At 50.2% G+C, this 23,518-nt stretch carries 20 protein-coding genes; 13 read left to right on the forward strand and 7 right to left on the reverse strand.

All coding sequences use genetic code 11. The features are described 5' to 3' along the window. Positions 1-53: 53 nt before the first annotated feature. From AC5FX6_RS19980 to AC5FX6_RS19995, 4 genes are all read left to right on the forward strand, one after another. Positions 54-440: a hypothetical protein gene (locus tag AC5FX6_RS19980; protein WP_493598723.1), complete on the forward strand. Its 387-nt coding sequence runs from the start codon at positions 54-56 to the stop codon at positions 438-440. Positions 441-744: 304 nt separating this feature from the next. After that, the gene (locus AC5FX6_RS19985; RefSeq protein WP_493598724.1) at positions 745-948 is read left to right on the forward strand and encodes a hypothetical protein; all 204 of its coding nucleotides are present in this window, start codon (positions 745-747) and stop codon (positions 946-948) included. A 44-nt stretch (positions 949-992) separates the two neighbouring features. Beyond that, complete coding sequence (locus AC5FX6_RS19990; protein ID WP_493598725.1) at positions 993-3,233, forward strand: monovalent cation:proton antiporter family protein; 2,241 nt, start codon at positions 993-995, stop codon at positions 3,231-3,233. A 45-nt stretch (positions 3,234-3,278) separates the two neighbouring features. Beyond that, positions 3,279-4,226 (forward strand): mechanosensitive ion channel family protein, encoded by a 948-nt coding sequence (locus AC5FX6_RS19995; protein WP_493598726.1) that lies wholly within the window; start codon positions 3,279-3,281, stop codon positions 4,224-4,226. 56 nt (positions 4,227-4,282) lie between these two features. On the opposite strand, the gene AC5FX6_RS20000 is transcribed toward AC5FX6_RS19995, so the two are convergent. Then, positions 4,283-5,683, reverse strand: a complete 1,401-nt coding sequence (locus AC5FX6_RS20000) for an alanine/glycine:cation symporter family protein (protein ID WP_493598727.1) — start codon at positions 5,681-5,683, stop codon at positions 4,283-4,285. Between the two features lie 472 nt (positions 5,684-6,155). Between AC5FX6_RS20000 and AC5FX6_RS20005 the strand changes: the two genes are divergently transcribed. From AC5FX6_RS20005 to AC5FX6_RS20020, 4 genes are all read left to right on the forward strand, one after another. Further along, positions 6,156-7,430, forward strand: a complete 1,275-nt coding sequence (locus AC5FX6_RS20005; RefSeq protein ID WP_493598728.1) for a cation:proton antiporter — start codon at positions 6,156-6,158, stop codon at positions 7,428-7,430. A gap of 89 nt (positions 7,431-7,519) precedes the next feature. Continuing rightward, positions 7,520-9,238 (forward strand): cation:proton antiporter, encoded by a 1,719-nt coding sequence (locus AC5FX6_RS20010; RefSeq protein ID WP_493598729.1) that lies wholly within the window; start codon positions 7,520-7,522, stop codon positions 9,236-9,238. Continuing rightward, positions 9,225-9,818 (forward strand): alpha-ketoglutarate-dependent dioxygenase AlkB family protein, encoded by a 594-nt coding sequence (locus AC5FX6_RS20015; RefSeq protein WP_493598730.1) that lies wholly within the window; start codon positions 9,225-9,227, stop codon positions 9,816-9,818. Before AC5FX6_RS20010 ends, AC5FX6_RS20015 begins: the two co-directional genes overlap by 14 nt. A 79-nt stretch (positions 9,819-9,897) precedes the next feature. Continuing rightward, positions 9,898-11,283: an FAD-dependent oxidoreductase gene (locus AC5FX6_RS20020; protein ID WP_493598731.1), complete on the forward strand. Its 1,386-nt coding sequence runs from the start codon at positions 9,898-9,900 to the stop codon at positions 11,281-11,283. Between the two features lie 32 nt (positions 11,284-11,315). On the opposite strand, the gene AC5FX6_RS20025 is transcribed toward AC5FX6_RS20020, so the two are convergent. Continuing rightward, positions 11,316-12,587, reverse strand: a complete 1,272-nt coding sequence (locus AC5FX6_RS20025; protein WP_493598732.1) for a porin family protein — start codon at positions 12,585-12,587, stop codon at positions 11,316-11,318. Positions 12,588-12,676: 89 nt separating this feature from the next. Continuing rightward, entirely contained in the window at positions 12,677-13,942 is a 1,266-nt protein-coding gene (locus tag AC5FX6_RS20030) for a porin family protein (RefSeq protein ID WP_493598733.1), read from the reverse strand. Between the two features lie 263 nt (positions 13,943-14,205). Here AC5FX6_RS20030 and AC5FX6_RS20035 point away from each other — a divergent pair, with 263 nt between their 5' ends. Next, a complete protein-coding gene (locus tag AC5FX6_RS20035; RefSeq protein ID WP_493598734.1) occupies positions 14,206-14,700 on the forward strand; it encodes a DUF4168 domain-containing protein in 495 nt (164 codons plus the stop codon). 62 nt (positions 14,701-14,762) lie between these two features. Here the strand turns inward: AC5FX6_RS20035 and AC5FX6_RS20040 are convergent, their stop codons facing one another. The 3 genes from AC5FX6_RS20040 to asnS form a co-directional block, all read right to left on the reverse strand. Further along, a complete protein-coding gene (locus tag AC5FX6_RS20040) occupies positions 14,763-16,298 on the reverse strand; it encodes a hypothetical protein (RefSeq protein WP_493598735.1) in 1,536 nt (511 codons plus the stop codon). A gap of 72 nt (positions 16,299-16,370) precedes the next feature. Then, positions 16,371-16,946, reverse strand: coding sequence for a porin family protein (locus AC5FX6_RS20045; protein ID WP_493598736.1), 576 nt, complete (start codon positions 16,944-16,946; stop codon positions 16,371-16,373). A 121-nt stretch (positions 16,947-17,067) separates the two neighbouring features. Further along, on the reverse strand, positions 17,068-18,507 hold the full coding sequence (asnS, locus tag AC5FX6_RS20050; RefSeq protein ID WP_493598737.1) for an asparagine--tRNA ligase: 1,440 nt from the start codon (positions 18,505-18,507) through the stop codon (positions 17,068-17,070). Between the two features lie 288 nt (positions 18,508-18,795). Here asnS and rpoN point away from each other — a divergent pair, with 288 nt between their 5' ends. From rpoN to AC5FX6_RS20070, 4 genes are all read left to right on the forward strand, one after another. Continuing rightward, entirely contained in the window at positions 18,796-20,241 is a 1,446-nt protein-coding gene (gene rpoN / locus AC5FX6_RS20055; protein WP_493598738.1) for an RNA polymerase factor sigma-54, read from the forward strand. A 173-nt stretch (positions 20,242-20,414) separates the two neighbouring features. Next, positions 20,415-21,035: a hypothetical protein gene (locus AC5FX6_RS20060; protein WP_493598739.1), complete on the forward strand. Its 621-nt coding sequence runs from the start codon at positions 20,415-20,417 to the stop codon at positions 21,033-21,035. A gap of 66 nt (positions 21,036-21,101) precedes the next feature. After that, positions 21,102-21,884: an enoyl-CoA hydratase-related protein gene (locus tag AC5FX6_RS20065; protein WP_493598740.1), complete on the forward strand. Its 783-nt coding sequence runs from the start codon at positions 21,102-21,104 to the stop codon at positions 21,882-21,884. A gap of 185 nt (positions 21,885-22,069) precedes the next feature. Beyond that, entirely contained in the window at positions 22,070-22,795 is a 726-nt protein-coding gene (locus AC5FX6_RS20070) for a TapB family protein (RefSeq protein WP_493598741.1), read from the forward strand. On the opposite strand, the gene AC5FX6_RS20075 is transcribed toward AC5FX6_RS20070, so the two are convergent. After that, positions 22,796-23,506, reverse strand: coding sequence for an ABC transporter ATP-binding protein (locus tag AC5FX6_RS20075; RefSeq protein WP_493598742.1), 711 nt, complete (start codon positions 23,504-23,506; stop codon positions 22,796-22,798). Between the last annotated feature and the right edge of the window lie 12 nt (positions 23,507-23,518).

Raw genomic sequence — 23,518 nt, forward strand, 5'->3', positions numbered from 1 at the left:
TTTTAAGGATTTACTGTCTGCACTTTGCCCCAAAAGCGCTAAATTTGTTTGATATGGCCATTACCGGAACAATCAGACGCTGCCTCCAATACCCACTCATGTGGGTGATGCTGCTCTGGGCGCTTACCTTGCCCGGGCACGAGCTGGCCGTCTACAGTTTTCTGGTAAAAGGTTCGGTTACAGAAGTGGCGTCGCGTCTAAAGTCCGTGGCAGGTGAACAAGGCGAGTCGGGTGTGAAGCAACAGGCTGTGCAGGTTTTCCTAGATGCCAACACCACTCCAGCCATCGTGCTGAGCCCGCACCAAGCCCTCAGATGCGTGCTTCAGCTGTTCGCCTTTGTGCCACCTCTCGATGCTATACCTTACAGGGCACCCCATGCTGCGGGAGCCGAACTGATAGCGCAGCTTTTCCCCATTACCATACAGCCCAACGCTCCTTAGGCGGCAGGGCCAATTTATTTTAGTGAAGCACATTCAAAACGTACTGGCATTCTGTTAAGAAAACTGTTTGACAGGGGGCTCTACCCCAGATGTTAAGCCTTGGCTGCTTTTACCAAGCTCCTTGCAGGATGCAAAGAATAGAATGAAATGGCCCCCACTCCTCAGGCAGGTATAGCCTCCTTTTCTCGCTTAGCTGTCCCTATCCTTTTCAGATTTTCAGCATCATGATTGAGCGGTTTTTGTACCTGTTTCGAGCAAGGTATAGACGAGCTGTTCTGAATCATTTCAATACATGTATGGTATCATGGCTAATTTTTCAGTACTTATATCTTTCCTTTCCATACTGGGCCTGCTGACAGGGTTGGTATACCCGCGGCTTGGCCTTTTTTGGTATACTGGCAAGAAGTCCAGAGGCCATACAATAGTTGTTTACGGCACTACGCTCGTACTATCGTTTTTGGTGTTTGCCGTATCGACCAATATAGCGCCTGTTGCGGCAGCGGAGTAAAACTGCCTTTTTTCTTAAACTTTGACGCGTAAAACAAATTCAATATGACACACCTTCCCCACTTAGTAATGGACTTGGGGCTGATACTCGGCGCTGCCGGTATCACAACACTTATCTTTAAAAAACTCAAACAGCCCCTTGTGCTGGGCTACATCATTGCGGGCTTGCTGGTTGGGCCGCACTTCAACCTGTTTCCGACCATCGTCGAGGTAGAGAACATCAATGTTTGGGCTGAAATCGGCGTGATTTTCCTGCTGTTCAGCCTTGGGCTGGAGTTCAGCTTTAAGAAGCTGGTGAAAGTAGGCGGCGCCTCGTCTATCATGGCGGGCGTGGAAGTAATCGTCATGCTCCTGCTGGGTTACCTCACAGGCAAAATGCTGGGCTGGAGCACCATGGACAGTGTGTTCCTCGGCGGTATACTCTCCATCTCCTCTACCACCATTATCATCCGGGCTTTCGACGAACTGGGCGTAAAGTCGCAACGCTTTGCAGGGCTCGTGTTCGGGGTGCTGATTGTAGAAGACCTGGTGGCGATTTTGCTGTTGGTGCTGCTTTCGACCCTGGCCGTGAGTCAGCAGTTTGCAGGCACCGAAATGCTACAGGCGGTGCTAAAGCTGGCTTTCTTCCTGGTGGTGTGGTTCCTGGCGGGCATCTTTCTTATACCTACATTCTTGCGCAAGGCCAGCAAACTGATGAACGACGAGACCTTGCTTATCGTCTCCATTGCGCTCTGTTTCCTGATGGTGATACTGGCCGCTCAGGTTGGTTTCTCGCCGGCGTTAGGTGCCTTTATCATGGGTTCCATCCTCGCTGAAACCACCAAAGCCGAGAAAATTGAGCACTTGGTGACCTCTGTGAAAGACCTGTTTGGGGCCATTTTCTTCGTGTCGGTAGGTATACTGATTAACCCCGCTATGATTGTGGCGTATGCCGGGCCGATTGCGCTGATCACAGTCGTGACAATTGTTGGTAAAATGCTGAGCATCACAGGCGGTGGCCTGATGGCGGGGCAGGGGCTCAAAACCTCGATTCAGTCAGGTATGAGCGTGTCGCAAATCGGTGAGTTCTCCTTTATCATCGCCACACTCGGTCTTACCCTAAACGTGACCAGCGACTTCCTGTACCCGGTAGCGGTGGCTGTCTCGGCTATTACCACTTTCACCACACCCTACATGATTAAGATGGCGGACCCGTTGCACCGCTCCGTGGAAGGTATGCTGCCCGATAGGTGGAAGAAGTCGCTGAACGAGTATAGCTCCGGCGCCCAGACCATCAGCACGGCCAGCGACTGGAAAATCCTGCTGCGGTCTTACGTCATCAACCTGGTGGTCTACTCGGTCATCCTGATTGCGATTGTGCTGGCGGCGGGCAACTTCCTATACCCGTTCATCACCGAAAACTTTATCAACGGCGTGTGGGGCGGCATCACTACCGTGGCCATTACGCTGGTATTTATGGCGCCCTTTCTGTGGGCCATGGCCGTATACCACCCACAAAAGGAGGCGCAGGGCCGGATTTGGGCCAACCGTAACTACCGCAGCCTGATTATAGTGCTGGAGTTTACCAGAGTAGGTATAGCCATTCTGTTCATCGGCTTTTTGCTCAACCAGGTGCTCTCGGTTCAGGTGGCCATTGTCGGCAGCTTGTTTATTATTGGTTTGCTGGTGGTTTTCTCGCGGCATATTCAGAACTTCTATACCCGCATCGAAGACCGGTTTATGTCGAACCTGAACGCCCGCGAGATAGAAGCGGCTAGCAAAATGACGCATACGCTTGTTCCCTGGGATGCCCACCTGATCAGCTTTGAAGTGTCGCCCAATGCAGCAGTGGTAGGCAAAAGCATGATGGAACTGCAAATCCGTGAAATGTATGGCGTGAACGTAGCGGTAATTGAGCGAGATGACCGTACTATTATGGCCCCAACCCGCAATGAACGCATATTCCCCGGCGATAAGATTTACGTATTCGGCACAGATGATCAGATCGAGGCCTTTCGGGATTTTATCAACGAGAAGAGTATACGTGCTCAGAATGGCGAGGCGACCCGAGAAGAAGTCAGTCTGCAGAAACTGGTCGTGTCGGAGGCATCCATGTTGCTCGGCAAGACCGTGCGGGAATCAGGGGTTCGGGAGAAAACGAAAGGCCTGATTGTAGGTATAGAGAAACACGGCGAACGCATGCTCAACCCAGACTCAGAGTTGGTGATAGAAGAAGGCGACATTTTATGGATTGTAGGCAGCCCGTGGCGTATAAAACAATTGGAAGCCGCCCGACAGGAAGCTTGAGAAAGAGCATCCTTTTTACGACTTTAGCCTGAATAATAAAGCGATATGCGCAAGATAGAATACTGGATAGAAGAGAACCTCAACCTGTCGGCTGTCATACAGGAGAACATCGTGAAGTCGCTGGTGACTTTGCTGGTGCTGTGGATCATCAGCCGGGTGCTGTTACGGTTGGCCTCGCGGCAGCAGACGGACTCCCGCAAGCTGTACCAGTGGAAGAAGACGACCAATTACGTCGTGACGGGGCTGGGCATCATCTTTCTGGCCAACATCTGGTTCGACGGCTTTCGGTCCATTACCACCTTTTTGGGTATCTTCTCAGTAGGTTTGGTGGTGGTGCTCCGCGACCCGATCCTGAACATGATGGGCTGGGTGTTCCTCATCTGGAAGCGTCCGTTCAAGGTAGGCGACCGCATTAAGGTAGGCCAGTATACCGGCGACGTGATTGATATTGCTTTCTTCCAGTTCACCATCAACGAACTAGGAGAGTGGGTAGATTCTGAACAGGCCACTGGTCGCGTGGTGCATATTCCCAACAGTCAGGTATTCACACAAGGGCAGATCAATTACAATTATGGCTTCCCTTTTCTGTGGCACGAGGTGCAGGTGCGGATCACGTTTGAGAGCAACTGGCAAAAAGCCAAATCCATCCTGCAAGAGATCGGAGGGCGCCACTCAGAGAAGTTAACGGGTGAGCTGGAGCAGCGCGTGCGCATCGAGGCCCAGCAGCACCTTATTTTTTACCGAAGCTTTGAGCCGCGTGTGTTCACCAAGGTACAGGAGAACGGCATACAGCTCACCGTGCGCTACCTCTGCAACCTCAACGGACGCCGGGAGAGCGAGAACAAGATATGGGAAGACGTACTCACCGAGTTTTTAGCTACTTCAGATATTCGCTTTGCTTACCCAACCACACGCTTTTACAGTGCCGCCGAAGGGCAGGAGAGCGAAACAGAACTGCAGCGGATCGTGTCGTTGCGAAAGGGCTTGGAATAAACGACAAAGGCATGGGGTTTACCATGCCTTTGTCGTTTATGATAGGATCTGCTCTTTTAACTCCTGATCTCTTTTACTTTATCCGTTTCTTCCCGGAAATCCCTCATCCTTCTAAAATAATCGCGGGCCGCAGCCATTACCTTCGGTGATAGTAATAGTGCCGACACCATGGTAGGGATCGCCATCATGGCATACATGCCGTCGATCAGGGCGATAACGGCTGTGATGGTGGCCGTGGCGCCGAACACGATGGTGGCTACATAGAAGTAGTTGTAATAGTGCTTATACTTCGCGCCAAAAAGGTAGCTGAAGCACTTGGTGCCATAGTAGGAGTAGGAAAACAGCGAAGTAAAAGCAAAGATCATTACGCACACCACCAGCACATAGCTACCGAAACCTGGCATGGCATTGTTGAAAGCGGCAGCCGTCATCGTTACGCCGCTGGCATCGCTGGTTTGCCAGGTGTTGGTCAAGATGATGGCCATACCTGTGAGTGTGCACACCACAATGGTGTCGATGAAGGGACCAAGCATGGCTACCAGGCCTTCACGGATTGGTTCGTCAGTCTTGGCGGCACCATGCATCATGGAGGCCGTGCCTATACCTGCTTCGTTGGAAAAAGCCGCCCTGCGAGCTCCTGCAATAATAATAGCCCCCACAGCACCACCCAACATAGTTTGGGCTGAGAAAGCGTCTCTAAAGATCAGAGCGAAAGCGTCAGGTATAGCGGTGTAGTTCACGATCATGATATAAAACACGGCTAGCATGTAAAGTATCACCATGCCAGGCACCATCTTGCCCGCCACGTGACCGATGCGCTGTATACCCCCGAAAATCACCATAGAGGTAATGAACACAAGCACAAGCCCGATGGTGAGGTTGGTGTAGAACAGGTCGGTGGTAGTGAAGCCGTTAGGCTCCAGCACTACTTCGCGGACTACCTGTGTGAGCTGGTTGGCCTGAAAGATCGGCAGCGTTCCAAACAAGCCGGCAACAGCGAAAAAAGCTGCCAGTGGTTTCCATTTCTTGCCAAGACCGGTTTCGATCACATACATGGGGCCTCCTTCAAGGTGGCCTACACTGTCGTGGCCGCGGTACATCACCGACAGCGAACAGGTAAAGAACTTAGTAGCCATACCTACAAAGGCGCTCACCCACATCCAGAACAGTACGCCCGGTCCGCCAATGGCAATAGCCACAGCCACCCCACTGATGTTGCCCATGCCTACGGTTGCCGCCAGAGCTGCTGAAAGGGCTTCAAAGTGGTTAATGTCGCCCGGATCATTGGGATCATCGTATTTACCGCGCAGCACATCAATGGCGTGGCGCAGGTAACGGAAGGGCAGAAACCCCGAGTAAAACATAAAGTAGAAACCGCCGCCCATCAGGAGAATCAACAAAGGCATGCCCCAGGCGGCGTCACTAAACCAGACTAAAAAATTTTCTAATGCTTCCAATATGAATTTATGCTTAAGCAGAAAGCTACAAATATACGCTTAGAATGACAACCGATGACATGATACAGAGGCCGTATTTTTTCATGGCCTGTAGGTGTAGACGCCTGATCCGGCGCAGGTATAACCCAGAACCTCCTGCTATGAAAACACGGGTTATCGTACTGGTCGACTTTCCCTCCTGCTTCAAAAGAGAGCTGCAACTGGCCAAACACAGGATTGACAGAGAGGAGGCGGACTTGTGTTTTGGCACGTCACAGATACCGGCAGGTTTTGCTCTTAGCGTCGCTAATGGCAAACCAAAACGGATGCAACTTATGTGCTTGCTCATGGTTTAGTATAAGCTCCATCATCTGCAGACGCAACAAAGGGGCCTACTCAGATGTATGCCTATTGTTCTCACACTTTAACGGTGTGATGCGATAACTCAATTTTATTATAAAAGCTTAATCCGGGTCGGAAATCTAACTACAGGATGGATAAATATATAATTGCTATTTCAGTAGTGGGGGTGGCGTCTCTTTCCATGGCCTGGATTCCGCGACTGGTTAGCCGCACCTTTCTGTCCTATCCCATCTTGTTTCTGCTAGTAGGGATGTTCGTGTACTGGGTGCCTTTCGATCTGCCTTCACCGAACCCTATCAGAGGAGAAACTTACGCCGTACACCTTACCGAGCTAAGTGTGATTATTTCACTGATGGGCACTGGTCTTAAGATAAGGCGCAAGTTTGGCCTGAAACTCTGGCGTATTCCGCTCCGGTTGGTGAGCATTACCATGTTGCTGTGTATTGGGGCGCTCGCTTTCTTAGGCTGGAGTGTTCTGGGGTTTTCTGTGGCAGCCGCTGTGCTGCTGGGGGCGGTGCTGGCGCCTACTGATCCGGTGCTGGCCGAACAGGTACAGGTGGGGCCCCCAGATGACAAAGAAGAAGATGTGGTAAGGTTTTCCCTTACGTCAGAGGCGGGCCTGAATGATGGGTCGGCTTTTCCTTTCACCTGGCTAGCCATAGTGCTGGCCGTATCGGCGGGCACTAACCCAGACTGGTTTACAGAATGGTTGTTGCGCGACCTGATTTATCGTATTGCAGCAGGAATAGGCATGGGCTACGCCATCGGCCGGGTGCTGTCTTATCTTGTCTTCACACTGCCCAGGAAATCGAGTTTCCCAAAAGCAAGCGACGGCTTCTTAGCGCTCTCGGCTACGCTGGTATCGTACGGTTTTACAGAGTTTATACACGGTTATGGCTTTATCGCCGTATTTGTAACCGCACTAACTTTCAGCAGCTTCGAAGAGGAAGACGAGTACCATACCGAAATGCATGATTTCATCAACCAGATCGAGCGCATTGTGATGGTGATACTGCTTATGCTGTTCGGAGGTAGTATTGTGTCAGGGCTGTTGGACCACCTTACCTGGAAAGGCGCCTTAATTGGCCTGGCATTCCTGTTTATCATCAGGCCGCTCAGCACGCTGCCAAGCCTGATCGGCACACGTTCCACTATGCGGGAAAAGGTCGCGATCAGCTTTTTTGGCATACGGGGCATAGGCTCCTTTTTTTACCTGTCATTCGCGCTGAACGAGTACGACTTTGAGGAGGTCAACGAGCTTTGGTCTGTCGTGGGTTTCATTGTGATGATCTCTATCATACTGCACGGTGTAACGGCCTCCAGGGCCATGCGGCGTCTGGATGTGGAGCGGAGGAAAGAAGGTATAGAGCCACTTGCCCCTGATGAGACACCAGAGGAAACATGATTTCTCTAAACAGCCAATTAGCTTAGATGACAGCCGTATACCTGAAATAATTATGATGCTGCTAAAGCATCATTCTAAAGAAATAAACTATGGATCTTGCTGAACTGATTGATAACCAGTTTTACGAATTTGCTCTTATAATCTTTCTGGCTACCATAGCAGGTGCTGTCGGGCGTATGCTACGTCAGCCGCTCATTGTGTCTTTTATCGCAGTGGGTATAGTCGTAGGCCCCTCGGTGCTCAACATCCTCAACTCCGAACACGAAATAGATTTGCTCGCGGAGATGGGCATCGCGATTCTACTCTTTGTCGTGGGCCTCAAACTGGATGTTAACCTGATCAAGTCGACGGGCAAAGTGGCTTTGATGACAGGTATGGGGCAGGTGCTCTTTACCTCTGTTTTCGGGTTTGGCATTGCCTGGGCTTTGGGCTTCGGCTGGCTGGAGTCGGTGTATGTGGCCGTGGCACTCACGTTCTCGAGTACCATTATCATTGTGAAGCTGCTCTCCGACAAAAAAGAGATCGACATGCTGCACGGGCAGATTGCACTTGGCTTCCTGATTGTGCAGGATATCGTGGTGGTGATTGTGATGATCGTGCTCTCGGCTTTGGGTGCTGAGTCGGAACGCTCGGTAGGTATGGACCTGCTCTTTGTGTTTGGCAAGGGCATCGCCATGTTTGCTGTGATCGCCGTGCTGATGAAGTATGTGATACCACGCCTCACCAAGCAACTGGCCGACTCACAGGAGCTGCTGGTACTGTTTTCCATTGGTTGGGCCATTCTGTTGGCTGCGATGGGCGATTTCCTGGGCTTCAGTAAAGAGGTGGGTGCTTTCCTGGCAGGTATATCGCTGGCTTCTACGCAATACCGCGAAGTCATCAGCGGCCGCCTGACCAGTGTGCGCGACTTCCTGTTACTGTTCTTTTTTCTGAATCTGGGGTCGCAGCTTGATCTGGGTCTGATGGGCGAACAGATTGTGCCATCAGTTATTTTCTCTGTATTTGTGCTGGTCGGCAATCCCATCATTGTGCTCATCATTATGGGTATTATGGGTTACCATAAGCGCACCTCCTTTAAGGCGGGTCTCACCGTAGCCCAGATCAGTGAGTTCTCGCTAATTCTCATCAACATGGGTATGGACGTAGGCCACATCGACGAAGAAACACTCGGGCTGGTCACCTTGGTCGGTCTTATCACGATTACACTCTCCACTTACATGATCATGTTCTCAGATCAGCTCTTTGACTTGCTCTCGCCGATGCTGGGTATCTTTGAAAAGAAGAAGCCTTCTCAGCCAAAGGAACTTGATGACGATGGAGAAAAAGTGGATGTGCTTGTTTTTGGTTTGGGGCGTTATGGCAAGCGTATCGCTGCTGCCTTGGAAGAGAAGGATCTGACATACATTGGCGCTGACATAGATCCTGCTTTGGTGAACAACTGGAAGGAGCAAGACCTGAATGCCGTGTACTGCGACGCTGAAGACCCCGACTTGGCCGACGTGCTGCCTGTGAAGCGGGTGTCGAATGTCATAAGTACCATATCGGATGTGAAAGTAAACATTGCCCTAATAAAATTGCTGGGGCATCAGCATTTTGATGGACGTATTGCCGTGACTGCAAAAAACGACGCGGCGGTGCAGATACTGAAAGAGGAAGGAGCTGAGTACATTCTGGAGCCTTATAAAGATTCTGCAAAAAAGGTTGCCAAAATGTTTAGCCACAAAGTGGAGAAGGACGAAAAAGAAGAAGGGGTGCAAGAGAATACTAGCGACGGAGACAAGTCTGGAAAAGAAGATGGTGCAGCGTAGCGATAGCTTTATCAAACTCGAGATGCCCGAGGCAGAGGTATATTATGCGCCACATTTTTTTACGAAAGAAGAAAGCGACCTCTACCTGCAGCGCCTGACAGAGGAAGTGGCCTGGCAACAGGAGGAAATCAAAATGTTCGGCAAGCAATTGCCCCTGCCGCGACTCACCGCCTGGTACGGTGACAAAGGCTATACCTATTCAGGCCTCTATAATGCCCCCCAGCCATGGTTACCTATACTGATGGAACTGAAAGAGAAAGTAGAGGCCGCCTCTGGCGACAGATATAACAGTGTGCTGCTTAACTACTACCGCGATGGGCAAGACAGCATGGGCTGGCACTCCGATGACGAAAAATCACTTGCGCCAGGTATAGCCTCCATCAGTTTTGGTGGGGAGCGGGGCTTTGCCTTTCGCCACCGCAGCCGCAAAGACCTGCCTGGTGTAAAGCTCACGCTGCAGCACGGCAGTTTATTGCTCATGCAGGGTAACACACAGCAGCACTGGCAGCACCAACTTCCCAAAACCAGTCGTCCCACGGCACCACGCATTAACCTTACTTTCCGTACTATTGTGGACTAAGGTATATTGCCGCCGGAATATTGCCTTTCCCGATTGTAAAACGTTTCTTTACAGTACAAGAAGCCTTGCCTGAAAAACTATGACCGAGAGAAAGAACATCACCATCATGGGCGCCGGACTGGTTGGGTCGCTGTTGTCGCTATACCTGGCCAAGCGTGGCCACAAAGTGGACATCTACGAGCGCCGACCGGACATGCGCAAGACGCTAATCGATGGTGGCCGTTCGATCAACCTTGCCCTGAGCGATCGCGGTTTCAAGGCGCTGAAAGGGATAGGTATAGAGGAGGCGGTGCGCAAGGTGGCTATACCCATGCATGGCCGCGTGATGCACGACGAGCAAGGCAATCTGACTTTTCAGCCCTATGGCAAGGAAGGACAGGCTATTTACTCTGTTTCGCGGGGAGGCCTGAATGCTGCCCTGATGGACCTGTCAGAGCCAAACCCGGACATTTCCTATCACTTCAACCGGCAATTGTTGGACCTGGACCTGCGTGGGAGCAAAGCCACACTGCGCAACCACGAAACAGGCGAAATGGAGGAACTGCAGACTGAACTGCTTTTTGGTGCTGATGGGGCTTTCTCGATGGTGCGCAATGCCATGCAGAAGACGGAGCGCTACAACTACTCCCAAAACTACCTCGAGTACGGCTATAAAGAACTGACTATACCGCCAACCGGAGACGGTGGCTGGGCACTGGAGAAGAATGCGCTGCACATCTGGCCACGCGGCAATTACATGATGATCGCCCTGCCCAACATCGACGGCAGCTTTACCTGTACCTTGTTCTTTCCATACGAGGGCGAGCTCTCTTTTGAGAGCATCAAAACCGACGACGACCTGCTCAACTTCTTTCTACAGACTTTCCCGGATGCTATACCTTTGATGCCCGACCTGGCTGAAGATTACTTCTCCAACCCGATTGGTTCTCTGGTAACGGTAAAGTGCTTTCCCTGGTCGTTTGAGAATAAAGCCTTGCTGATAGGTGATGCCTGCCACGCGGTGGTGCCTTTCTATGGACAAGGTATGAACGCCGGCTTCGAGGATATTACCGTGCTGGATCAGATGCTCGAAAACTTCGATGGCGACTGGGAAAGATTGTTCAAAGCCTTTGAACGAAGACGTAAGCCTGATGCCGATGCCATCGCTGATCTGGCCGTAATGAACTTCATCGAGATGCGCGACAAGGTAGCCGATCCGCGCTTCCTGCTCCGCAAAAAGATCGAGGGCAAGATCAACCAGCAGTACCCGGACAAATGGATCCCGCTTTACTCGATGGTGACCTTCACTGACCTGCCTTACTCATATGCCTTGGAGACAGGCCGTGAGCAGGACAAGATCATGAAAAAAGTGATGAAGCACATCCAGTCCGTAGAAGACTACGATAAGCCTGAGGTACAGAAACTACTGGAAAAGCAACTTGTTAAAAAAGAGAAGCTGAAAAGCTATCAAGCGCAGCAGGTGTAGCCACCACACTTGATAGCAAAAAAAAGGTATGTTTATTTGAACAAGAGAGCAGCAGTCAGGTAAAAACCTTGGTGGTTCTCATTTAGAAAAGCTCTGGAATCTGAATTATTGTGGTCTGTAGCCAGGTAGCGGCCATGTTCATACCTAAACTGCAGTAAAGCAGAATGCCTGTCCGTTATCTGGGCTTTGACGCCCAACGCGCCTGTAAGCGCATGTGAGAACGTGGTGCCGATTTCTGTACTTCTAACAGCACCTTCCTGTGATAGACCGTTATGGTATACAGTTTTTTGAGTTCCACTCACATCACCACTCAGTATGTAATCATTCGTTACTCCCGCACCAATATAAGGGCTGAACCTACCATTTGAGGTAATAGTGTAGCGAAGCATGATAGGCAGTGACAAGCGCTCCAGGTCTATGGTGTAGTTTCCGTTGATTACATAAGTTTCACGCGGGTATTCAAAGATGCCAGAGTGGTGTTCCTTGCTGTACATAGGTTCAATCTGCACAGATAGGCGTTCACTCTTCTTCGGAGAGATAAAATTGAATACAGCCCCGAATACAAGGTTGTTTGAAGAAGGCATCTTCGCTCCTTTAAACCAGTGAATCGTAGTGTTATGGTTGAACTGAAGCGCCGTTGAGTAGCCGCCGGCAAATACGCCTATTTCTGTTTTGAGCCATGACTGCGTTTCTTTGTAAGAGATAGTGCTGGTTGGTGCTGCGCAGTGATTGTAATTTCTAACGATGGCCGTTACATCCGGCACATGCAGCCGCCTCTGTACTTTCAGCATGAGCTTATCCGGTACCGGGCAATCCAGAGTGAGCGAGTTGAGCAGGATCAGGTGCTGGGTGGAGGTATTCACTGTTTTTTGCTCGCCAATGTGCATGGTTATGTCCTGATCATCTGTCTGCAGGTATAAGTGCTTGAGTCCACTGTCCTCTTTCTCCAGGTATAGTTGGTTGTTTTGAGTATAGAGCATGAGTTTTCCTTGCTCCAATACTTCAATAAACATACGACTTAAGGCGCCATCTTTTTCGGGTACTTCTTTGCTCACAAAAGGAGCCTCACCTGCTATTCCGTAGGCCTGGATGTTAGTAGGAAAATATTCTGTTGCATCAGCATCCTCCGTCGTTTTGAAAATACAGCTTTTGTTATTCAGTTTGCCTTCCCGATAACGAACCAGGCCTTTGGTCGTGTCGCCGGCGGCCTCTACAATAAAGCCAGGCCGAAATGTTTGGGCAGTAGAATGAAATGGAGTCAGAATGGCGACCAAAGCCAGGCTGGCGAGTAAAAATTGTTTCATAAAAAGATCAGGTATAGGTAGTAAAGACAAATAAGGCCGGAGCCGTTGATGGCCCCGACCTTTGAAGGTATAAGATTGATTAGGTATAATTAGAAGTAAAATCCGAAGAGAACTGACAGCGTCCTTGTGTCAGAGTCAAGTGCATTGGTAATTCTATTAACGGCAGCTTGATCGTGCAAATCCAGCCCTAACTCGTAGCGAGCCTCCAGTGATAGTCTGTGCTTACTTAAGTTGAGATATGTGCCAACGCCTGCCATGAGGCCTTGCTGTACTTTACCAAAGAAATTCTCATCATCACGGTTCCTTTCAGTGGGTGTACTACTCTGTGTTCTTCTGACATACTGAGTATGCTTATAGTCGCGCTGATGGAAGATGTTGAAAAAACCACCGGCATTAACGAACGGCTGAAGCGTCTCACCTGCAAAATCGTAGCGTAAAGCTGTTGTGAGTTTAATAGCAGAAAGCTCGATATCGATTTTGTTATCATAGTAGGACTCAAACCATTCATAGCTGGGGTCAGCCTGATAACTGTTACTAAAATAGCGACCCTCTACAAATAGCGATATATTCTCGTTTATACGGGGTGAGTTGAGTAGCAGCGCGACACCAAAAGTAGGGTTAGTATTAGTGTTGAACTCAGCATTTTCCAAGTGGATGTATCTTTCGTCAGTGGCTGAGAAGTTAAGAGAAGTATGGCTGATGGCGCCTACAAAACCAGGCCTGACAGAAAGCCACTTCTTCGACTCCTTGAAGGTAGTTTGCTCATCAGTGCCGCCATTGCAGCTGTTGTACTCTTTCACCAGATCGACCAGGTTTTTCTCAGCCAGCTTCACGCGCTCCACTTTGTTGAACATCGCAATGCAGTCCTGCATAAGTGTGTTCAGGATGCGGACATGATGGTTGATGTCCCTTTGAGCCGTTACACCATAGTTGTTGACATATGTTTCCTTGGTGATGTAGAGCTTGTGCAGCTTTTCCGGGTTGTCATTCTTTTCGACGAAGAAAGTGTTCTTATAAACAAAAAGATTCATAGTACCCCGAACCAGTTCCTGCATAAAAACATACTCAGCAGCAAGGGTGTCGGCATGATCGAGTGTGCGGGTGCGGTAATTTCTGTCGCCAGGAAAGCCGTAGCCCGCTATGTCGTTGGCTGTATAAGAGGTAGCGGTTGACTGGCCGTCCCTTCTGAAGCCGATCGTTTTGCCAAGGACGTCTGTGCGGTAGCTCACCTGCCCCTGCAGGGTATCGCCTTGCGGCATTACAACATAGCCTGGTTTGTAATCAGTTTGGGCCGTAGCCGGCATTGCAAGTAAAGCCCCCATGCACAGGGCAATAAGTTTGTAGAGTTTTTTCATGTGATCAGATTAGTCAATAAATATAATAAGATATATTAATATCCAATGATTGGACTGTGTAAAGTTTTATGAATACTTACCACCAGGACGTCCTCTGTTAGGATGATTAGTCCATAGCAACCTATGGCAAGGTTATTGGGCTAAGAGCAGCAGGCAGGGGGCAGCCGAAAACTATTTTCCTGAAAAAAGGTATAGTTTAAGTGGTAATCGAGAAAACCTGCCTTTCTTTATCAATTATTCTAAATTTTTTAACCCCGAATCTTATGAATATTTTCCATAAACTGAAGGTCACTGTCGTGACGGGACTTGTTGTAGGCTTTGTGACAATTAGTGGTAGTGCTTTTGCCCAGCAGGCTGCTCCTCAGAAAGCACCGCAGCAGCAGACACAAGCTATTTCTGATCAGGATATCAAGCTTTTTGTAGATGCCAGCACTCGGCTAATGGAGTTGCAACAGGAAAGCGAAAAAGCCATGCTGGTTATCTTGCAGGAAGAGAAGCTGAGCGTTGACAAGTTTAACACCTTGGCGCAGGCGCACCAGCAGCAGAAACTGGCCGAAGCCGAAGGTACCGCAGAGGAGAAAGCAGCCTTTAATAAAGCGATTGGCCGTATGATGGAAATGCAGCCTGAAATTGAGAAAAACATGCAGACTGCGATTCAGAAAGACGGTATGTCGATGGAGCGTTACGAGCAGATCATGATGGCTTATCAGCAGGATCCAGCCGTGCAGGCCAAAATCCAGAAAATGATGGGATTGTAAGCTCCCACAGGTATAGAAATAAAAAAGCTTCGCCGGATCCCGGCGAAGCTTTTTTATTGGGTCTAGTTCTGGGTGAACTCCAGTATTTTAAAGGTTTTGCTACGCTTATCGAAGTAGCCATAGTGCAGCTTGTTGTTGCCGTAGCGGTACAAAGTCTTGTACTCGGGCGTCTGCTTTAACTCTTCTTCGTAGGCCTCTATCTTGTCCTGCACAGTGGCGGCAGTGCTGTCGTCTTTTGCTACAAAGGCTTTGTCGAGTGTTTCACTGTCGAGCACAGCTCTGAAATAGGTACTGGTGCCTGGGCCTACCGGCTCACCATTCCGGCTATAGAACGGATCGTAGTAGTAGCGGTTTTGCGGGAACATGCTATAGCTATAAGGCAAGGTATAGGCAGGCACCCAACGGCCCGGCATCAGGTATAGCCCGCGGGAAGTCTGGATAAAGCGATCCGGCGTGCGCACCAGTCTGGTTGGGTCGCCGTTAAGGTTCCGGCGGCTTGGTGGCTGGTAAGAACCAATGGTAAGCTGCAGCGTGCTGTCGTTAAAGGCATCCACCGTAATGGCAGGCTTGCCACTCGACAGGTTACGCATCACCTTGGAAGTCTTCTCGATCACACTGTTGCCAGACGAGAACAGGGCGCCCGCTCCCCGCTGGTGCACAGGCGTGGCTTTGATGTCGATGTCCTGATCAGCCGTATACCTATACTCCTTGATAGACTGCAGGGTGTTGAAATCATAAGCTGTCAGCGTAAACTCATCCTTCTCGAGCTGTACCCGGAACAGGGTGTTGACATGCAGAAAAGAGTTGAAATTCGACTCGTTCTTTACAGTCAGCGACGGCAGGGTACGGTACTCTGTTTGTCCGCTTGGCCAGTCGAGTGTCAGAATCTCCGTGGTCAGTTCATTCTTCTTACCGCGCAGCGAGAAGCCGTCGAATACCAAGTATAGCTTATCACCACGGGTATAGATCTTGCTGCGGTGCTGGCCGGCAAACACAGTGCGTTCCAGGTCAGGGTGCACGAAGATGAGTTCCTGCTGGCGCTCGTTTCTGGTACGTGTGCGTGGCAGGTCCGACATCTGGAAAGTCTTTTTCTCATAATAGCTTTCATCCAGTTCACGGTGCAGAATCAGGTTGTCCTTTTTGTCAGTGTAGAGCATGTAAAAGTGAGAGGCATCTGCAAAAGCTCCGGCAAACGTCTCGTTTCTGTCACGGCGGATCGGCACATCAGGCAGACTTCGGAAAGCGCCGCTATACCTGTTCACGGCAAAGGGGCGCACAAACTCTCGGTTGCCATTGACATGGCGACTGTAAAACACAAACTCGGTATCGGTCACGCGAGTACCCAGCACCTGTGGCTGTTGGCTGTTACGGTAGGGTATCTCCTGTGTCGCAATGGTCTGTCCTTTGGCATCGACGAGGCTAAAGTGCAGCTTGCCACCCTGGAAAAAGTAAAGGCAAACGTTACCATCACCATCAGCCACCGACACCAGATCCTCGGCGCGGCGCAAAGGCAGCTCCAGGTTGGCAAACTCCTGCTGCGCACGCACCTCAGGGGCCGCAAAGCCTAGCAGGAGCAAGGCTAAAAATATATATCGCATAAGGCTATTTATTAGGAATTTATCTTATTGAATGATAGCAAATTTCTAGCCAAAAACGAAGCTTTAATAACACTATTTGCTACTGATGCAGTAGGCTAAGGATAATTGGAATACTTGGTTTTTAGCATGTATGACATTGGCAAGGCCTAGCTGATGGCGGAGGCTGCCTGTAAGTTTAGCTTCATTCCCAAAGGTGATTCCATAAAGTAGACCATGATCTGCACCTTTCATATTGGGTCTAGAGTGGTAGGATTCAAATTCGTAGCGCTCTGATAGCAACAGCCCTGCATAGCCACCACCCTGTAAACTCACACGGGGGGCAATAAAGACCTTCGCAAGCACTGGGATATTCAGGTAATGTAGTAAGAGATGGCCCCTGTCGATCTTAGCTCCCTGCAAAGAGTATTGAGCCTCTAGTTGTATGCCTAACCAGTCTTTTTCCATGGTAAGATAAGATATGCCTGCATGGACTCCTATCTGTCCGCCAAACCAAGGCTCGCCTTTGGGAGATAAGGTTGTCAGGCTTGGCCCCACTTTAATGCTGGTAAACTTTCTTTTGGCGGAGGGGGAGGAGGATCCTTCTTGTGCCAATACAGGGATAGAGCAAAGCAAAAATAGCCCTGCAACGAGTACGTAAAATTTATGCATAGAAAATAGAAAAAGTTAGAGGTCTAAAGATAATTTAATACTGTATATCTCTTGATGAAAGACCCAAAAAAAGCCCGACTAAGGTATAGCCGGGCTTTCAGGGTGTAGGGAATAGCGTCGATTAAAACTCTGCGTTTTTCGGAGTTCTTGGGAAAGGAATCACGTCACGGATGTTGCCCATGCCGGTCACGAACTGCACCATGCGCTCGAAGCCTAAGCCAAAACCAGCATGCGGACAGCCCCCGAAACGGCGGGTGTCGAGGTACCACCACAGGTCTTCCTCTTCAATGCCTACGCCCTTCATGCGCTCTACGAGTATCTCCATACGCTCTTCACGCTGCGAACCACCCACGATCTCACCTATACCTGGTGCCAGGATATCCATGGCGGCTACGGTCTTGCCGTCGTCGTTGAGGCGCATGTAGAACGCCTTGATGTCTTTCGGATAATCCGTCACGATCACAGGCTTTTTGAAGTGCTTCTCTACCAGGTAGCGCTCGTGCTCACTTTGCAGGTCGATGCCCCAGGATACCTCGTACTGGAATTTCTTCTTTTTATAGGCAGGAGAGTTCATCAGAATGTCCACCGCCTCAGTATAGGTTACACGCTCAAAGTCGTTGTTCACCACAAACTCCAGCTTTTCGAGCAGGGTCATTTCCTGTCGCTCGTTCTGCGGCTTGGCTTTGTCCTCTTCTACCAAACGCTGGCCCAGGAACTCGATGTCCTCACGGTTGTGCTCGAGAGCGTAGCGGATGATGTACTTGATAAACTCTTCGGCCAGGTCGGCGTTCATCTTCAGGTCATGGAAAGCCATCTCCGGCTCAATCATCCAGAACTCAGCCAGGTGACGGGCCGTGTTGGAGTTCTCGGCACGGAACGTCGGGCCGAAGGTATAGATATCGCTGAACGCCATGGCTGCCAGCTCGCCTTCCAACTGGCCTGAAACTGTCAGGTTGGTCGCTTTGCCAAAGAAGTCCTCTTCGTAGTTGATCTTGCCGTCTTCGGTGCGCGGCAGGTTGTCGAGGTCGAAGTTCGTTACATGGAACATCTCGCCGGCGCCTTCTGCGTCAGAAGCCGTGATGATAGGTGTGTGCATATATACAAAACCCTTCTCATTAAAGAACTTGTGCACCGCAAAAGCCAGTGTGTTGCGTACACGAAACACGGCGCCAAAGGTGTTTGTGCGGAAACGCAGGTGAGCGATCTCACGCAAAAACTCCAGCGAGTGCGCCTTTTTCTGCAGCGGATAGGTTTCCGGGTCGGCTTTGCCCAGCACTTCTATGGTGTTGGCTACTATCTCAAAAGCCTGTCCCTTGCCCTGCGACTCTACTAGCTGACCCGTGATCGCTACAGCAGCACCCGTAGTCACATCTTTCAGAGACTCTTCGCCAAATTTCTCAGCATCGGCGACTACCTGCAGGTTCTGTATAGTGGAGCCGTCGTTCACGGCAATGAAATTCACAAACTTGTTGCCGCGCTTGGTGCGTACCCAGCCCTTCAATAAAACCTCGTTGCCTACACCGGCACCCGTCAGTAGCTCTTTTACTTTTGTGCGTTGCATGTTATTTCTAGTAGCGTGTTGTATCTAAATAAAATGATGCCTTAAGGTATAAAGTCAACCCTTTGCGCAAGGGCTTGGACCTATACCTGTTTCAATGGGAATGCGGAGCTAAGCAGTTCGGCCAAAGGCTTGTAGCAGGTATGCAGACCACCTTTGACATGGTATAGTACCCCGTTTTCCAATAATCCCTCAAAGTAACGATATTTTAACCTTTTTTGTAAATGCGAGTAAAATTATCCTAAATTTGACGGTGTACTAACAGGCACCAGATTACATTTTTCACCCACTATGCAGCGACTCGATTTAAGACAACTCTTATCCCAGAAGTTATCGCCGCAGCAGATACAATTTATCAAGCTGCTGCAGATTCCTACTGTTGAGTTAGAGGCGCGCATAAAAGAGGAGATGGAAATCAATCCTGCCCTCGAAGAAGGCCGTGAAGAGCCTGAGAATGAGTACAGTGACTCCGAATCAGATGATTACGACAGCGATGACGACTACGGCAAGGACGATGTTGACATCAACGACTACCTGAACGACGACGAGATAAGCGGCTACAAAATGCAGGGTGACCGCGGAGGCGATGAAGAGGACCGTGAGATGCCGATTGCCATGGCCTCGTCGCTCACCGACAATCTGATGGACCAGCTCGGCTTCCTGGAACTCGACGACAAGCAGTATACCATCGGGATGCAGCTCATCGGCAGCATCGACAGCGATGGGTACATCCGACGTGAGCTGAGCTCCATCGCCAACGACCTGGCTTTTTCGCAGAACGTGATGACCACGGAGGAGGAGATCGAGCAGGTACTGCACATGATTCAGACTTTCGATCCGGCAGGTATAGCGGCCCGTGATTTGCCTGAGTGCCTGCTGCTGCAGCTTGAGCGCCGCGAGCAGGACGCAACTACGCTGCTGGCGGAGCGCATCATTAAGGACTCGTTCGAGGAGTTCACCAAAAAGCATTACCAGAAGATACAGAGCAAGTTCAACGTGTCGGAAGAAGAGCTGAAAAAAGCGATCGATGTGATCATTAAGCTCAACCCAAAACCGGGTGGAAGTGGCGCTGGCATGGCACGGGTACAGTACATTATACCTGATTTCATGCTGGTGAACGAAAACGGACAGCTGCAGCTCTCACTTAACTCCCGCAACGCTCCTGACCTGCGCATCAGCCGCTCTTACGCCGACATGTTCGACGCGTATGACAAGTCCGATAAAAAGGACAAGAAGCTAAAGGAAACCGTGACTTTTGTGAAGCAGAAGCTCGATGCGGCCAAGTGGTTCATTGATGCCATACGCCAGCGCCAGAACACGCTGCTGCGCACCATGGAGGCGATCATTAAGTACCAGCACGACTTCTTTTTGGAAGGTGACGAAAGTCAGTTGCGCCCGATGATCCTGAAAGACATTGCCGAGGAAATCGGGATGGACATCAGTACCGTGAGCCGTGTGGCCAATAGCAAAGCCGTACAGACCGAGTTTGGCATCTACCCTCTCAAGTACTTTTTCTCCGAAGGTATAGCGACCGACTCAGGCGAGGATGCCAGTAGCCGCGAGGTAAAGCACATTCTCAAAGAGATCATCGACAAAGAAAGCAAGCGCAAACCACTCTCTGACGAAAAGATCGAGAAGCTCCTCAACGAAAAGGGCTACAACATTGCCCGCCGCACCGTGGCCAAATACCGCGAGCAACTCAACATACCCGTAGCCCGTTTGCGGAAAGAGCTGTAATTGTTAAATTGTTTGAATCAGGAGTCTCAGGATTAAAGGATTTACAGAAATCGTTTACTGCTAAAATCAACTCTGAGAACTTCAAAGTTCTGATTAAGACTAATTGATTAAACAGTCACTCCAGCATTAACTCACTCAAACACTAACTCACCAAATCACTCAATACGTCACCCTTGAACCGCTCCCTTGCCCGCTTTTTATCTGTTGCGTTTCATCCACTGCTGATGCCGACGTATCTGTTCGTTATCATCCTTTACTTTCTGCCAATTTCCTCTATTGCGCTTCCGTTGCAGAGCCGCTGGATCGTGCTCGGCATGATCTTTTTTACCACCTTTATGGTGCCAGGGCTAGGGGCCTATGCCTTGTTTCGTACCGGTTTCATCGACTCGTATGAGATTGACCGGCGGGAGCAGCGCAGCAAGCCGCTTTTGTTTACCGCTCTTTGTTATGGAGTCACGACCTACCTGTTTTATACAGAGCCTGTGTTCGACCATCTTTTCTTTTTTGTGATGGGAGTGATCACAGCTTCTGTTTTTGTGGCCTGGTTCGTTTCATTTTTCTGGAAAATCAGTGCGCACGGCATTGGACTGGGAGGAGCACTGGGAGTGCTTTTGCTGGTAAATAAGCTGACGCCCGAAGCAGGTTTGATTACCCCGATTATTTTGCTGATCCTGGTATCTGGTGCGGTGCTCTCGGCCAGACTGGCGCTGCATGCCCATACCCCGGCGCAGGCTTATACCGGATTTTTGACGGGACTTATGCTGGTGCTCATAGCTGGTTTTGTGGCCCTGTAGCCGTTTTTGCTCTTCAGGGTGATTATCTATACCTTTGGTTATCTCTACCACTAAACAAACGACAACATGAACTACGAGTGCTTGCTATATGATGTGCAGGATGGCATTGCGACCATCACGCTGAACAGACCAGATGTTTTCAACGCCTTTAACGATAAGCAAAGCTACGAGCTGCAGGACGCCCTCAAACAGGTGACCCGCGACGACAGTGTGCGTGTGGTGATACTGACAGGTGCCGGCAGAGCCTTCTGCTCCGGGCAGGACCTCAAAGCCATTGCCAGTGCTGATAAGCGTGATTTGTCTGAGTCGCTGGAGAAAAGGTATAACCCGATCATCCGGGCGATGCGCAGCCTCCCGAAACCCATCATCTGCAAGCTCAACGGTGTGGCTGCCGGTGCCGGTTGCTCGCTGGCATTGGCCTGTGACCTGGTCGTGGCCTCCACTGCCGCCAGTATGATCGAAGTATTTGTAAACGTAGGCCTGGTGCTTGACTCGGGCTCCTCTTTCTTTTTGCCACGTGTCGTGGGTTCGCTCAAGGCATTTGAGTTAAGCACGCTGGGTTCTAAAGTAAGCGCTGAGGAGGCCCTGCAGCTAGGGATGGTCAACAAAGTGGTAGCACCGGAAGAACTCGATGCGGTCGTAGCTGAACTGGCGGCCCGCTATGCCGTGGCCCCGACCAAAGCCATTGGCCTGATGAAAAAAATGCTCAACAAGTCATTCAACTCCACTCTGGACGAAATGCTGGATTACGAGGCGCACTGCCAGAAAATAGCAGGCAACTCCGCTGATTACAAAGAAGGCGTGACAGCCTTCAACGAAAAGCGCAAGCCGAATTTCACAGGCGCCTAATGCGCTATACCTGACGATATATAAAAAAAGCCGGGCCCTGTGTCCGGCTTTTTTTATACCCTGTTTTTCGAGCTGTTGACCCACCTTGGAGACCACTTTACACTTATCTACAGCCAACACCAGCAAATGGTAGCCTTATTAAGTATATTTATAGTAGTATTTGGTGAATTAAATGGCTTAAAATTATGAAAAATCATCTCCTCTTGCTCTCTTTCGGATTGTTATGGGCAATGCTGTCCATACCTGTCGGCGGTCAGGCACAAGACTGTAACAATTACATGTTATTGACTGAAGATGCCGAATACGAGATACTCAACTACAACCAGCGTAACAAGCTCACAGGGCGAGTGCTTTACAAAGTGACGGATGTGCGTCGCAATGGAGACAAGTCAGAGGCGACGGTTCATACCCAGATGTATGACGAGAAGGGAAAAATGGCCAATGAAGGCAGCTACCAGGTAGGCTGTGAAAAGGGATCCATTTGGGTGGACATGCGCTCCCTGATGAACCCTGATATGATGGAAGCTTACAAGAACATGGAGGTTAAAATGGAAGGAGACCACATGGACTACCCAGCCTCTCTTAGTCCGGGGCAGCAGCTCAAAGACGGGAGCTTCACCATCAATGTGATAGACAAAGGCAGCGGTCAGAACATGAGTACCATCACGATGCTGGTGACAGGTCGAACCGTGGGTAACAAAGAGCGGCTGGAGGTGCCGGCCGGTTCGTACGAGGGCTTTAAGATAAACCAGGATATGGAAGTGCAGACCCGCGCCATGGGGATGAAAATGCCCGGCACCCGCATGCAAACAGTAGAGTGGTTTGTGCCCGGTACCGGCTGGATCAAATCAGAAACCTACCGCAACGGCAAACTGATGGCTTACAGTGTGCTCAATAAGATCAATAAGTAACTAGAAAGAATAACCTATAGAGAAGTTGAGCTGAGGAGATGGGCCTACCGTGATGACAGCACCTTCATCAGAATGCACCACATGCCCAATGATATTCTCCCTGATCAGATCCCCGCCGTTGGTCGCGTTGGCGATTTTGACACGTCCTCCAATCCCGCCTGACAGTTCCGTTGTAAAATGGCGCCCTAACTGAAACTGATAGCCCAGGTGATAGCTCAGGTCCAAAGCGTTCTGATAGAGTCGGCCCACATACCTGAAGTCTGGGTCGTTGGGCGGTAGGTTAGGGAGGTCAAACACGTTGCGCTCAAACACCATGAAGCGGTAGCTGAACATGGGGCCGTGAAAGAAACCAAAAGGGGCAGACTTCTTTTTAGAGGTATAGTAGCGCTGACTCATCCGGATGCCGATGCCCATTACGTCCTTCACGTTCGTTGACCAGCCATCGCCTTTCATGTGCGTCTTGTAAAGGTAACTCAGGCCAAACTCATTGCTGATGCCAGGCGCACGCACCTTTTCGTAGGACACGAACACCTCACCGTAGTGGAGCGGATGGATCTTGATCGTCTTGTCATGGTCGCGGTCAATGGGCATCATTTCAAGACGGTCTTCACTATCCTGTGTTGGTACTTGGGCATGGGCCGTAGAGCAGACTAAAAAGCAGCAGAAGAACGTCAGGATCGCAGCGGTTTGCTTAGTAGGGCGTTGCATCATAGGATATAGCTT

Source organism: Pontibacter sp. LHS2, from assembly GCF_058932845.1.

Bases quoted from the DNA above. Each gene is read 5' to 3' on its own strand.
- AC5FX6_RS19980 (WP_493598723.1), top strand. From the start codon at position 54: ATGGCCATTACCGGAACAATCAGACGCTGCCTCCAATACCCACTCATG.
- AC5FX6_RS19985 (WP_493598724.1), top strand. From the start codon at position 745: ATGGCTAATTTTTCAGTACTTATATCTTTCCTTTCCATACTGGGCCTG.
- AC5FX6_RS19990 (WP_493598725.1), top strand. From the start codon at position 993: ATGACACACCTTCCCCACTTAGTAATGGACTTGGGGCTGATACTCGGC.
- AC5FX6_RS19995 (WP_493598726.1), top strand. From the start codon at position 3,279: ATGCGCAAGATAGAATACTGGATAGAAGAGAACCTCAACCTGTCGGCT.
- AC5FX6_RS20005 (WP_493598728.1), top strand. From the start codon at position 6,156: ATGGATAAATATATAATTGCTATTTCAGTAGTGGGGGTGGCGTCTCTT.
- AC5FX6_RS20010 (WP_493598729.1), top strand. From the start codon at position 7,520: ATGGATCTTGCTGAACTGATTGATAACCAGTTTTACGAATTTGCTCTT.
- AC5FX6_RS20015 (WP_493598730.1), top strand. From the start codon at position 9,225: ATGGTGCAGCGTAGCGATAGCTTTATCAAACTCGAGATGCCCGAGGCA.
- AC5FX6_RS20020 (WP_493598731.1), top strand. From the start codon at position 9,898: ATGACCGAGAGAAAGAACATCACCATCATGGGCGCCGGACTGGTTGGG.
- AC5FX6_RS20025 (WP_493598732.1), bottom strand. From the start codon at position 12,587: ATGAAACAATTTTTACTCGCCAGCCTGGCTTTGGTCGCCATTCTGACT.
- AC5FX6_RS20030 (WP_493598733.1), bottom strand. From the start codon at position 13,942: ATGAAAAAACTCTACAAACTTATTGCCCTGTGCATGGGGGCTTTACTT.
- AC5FX6_RS20035 (WP_493598734.1), top strand. From the start codon at position 14,206: ATGAATATTTTCCATAAACTGAAGGTCACTGTCGTGACGGGACTTGTT.
- AC5FX6_RS20040 (WP_493598735.1), bottom strand. From the start codon at position 16,298: ATGCGATATATATTTTTAGCCTTGCTCCTGCTAGGCTTTGCGGCCCCT.
- AC5FX6_RS20045 (WP_493598736.1), bottom strand. From the start codon at position 16,946: ATGCATAAATTTTACGTACTCGTTGCAGGGCTATTTTTGCTTTGCTCT.
- asnS (WP_493598737.1), bottom strand. From the start codon at position 18,507: ATGCAACGCACAAAAGTAAAAGAGCTACTGACGGGTGCCGGTGTAGGC.
- rpoN (WP_493598738.1), top strand. From the start codon at position 18,796: ATGCAGCGACTCGATTTAAGACAACTCTTATCCCAGAAGTTATCGCCG.
- AC5FX6_RS20065 (WP_493598740.1), top strand. From the start codon at position 21,102: ATGAACTACGAGTGCTTGCTATATGATGTGCAGGATGGCATTGCGACC.
- AC5FX6_RS20070 (WP_493598741.1), top strand. From the start codon at position 22,070: ATGAAAAATCATCTCCTCTTGCTCTCTTTCGGATTGTTATGGGCAATG.
- AC5FX6_RS20075 (WP_493598742.1), bottom strand. From the start codon at position 23,506: ATGATGCAACGCCCTACTAAGCAAACCGCTGCGATCCTGACGTTCTTC.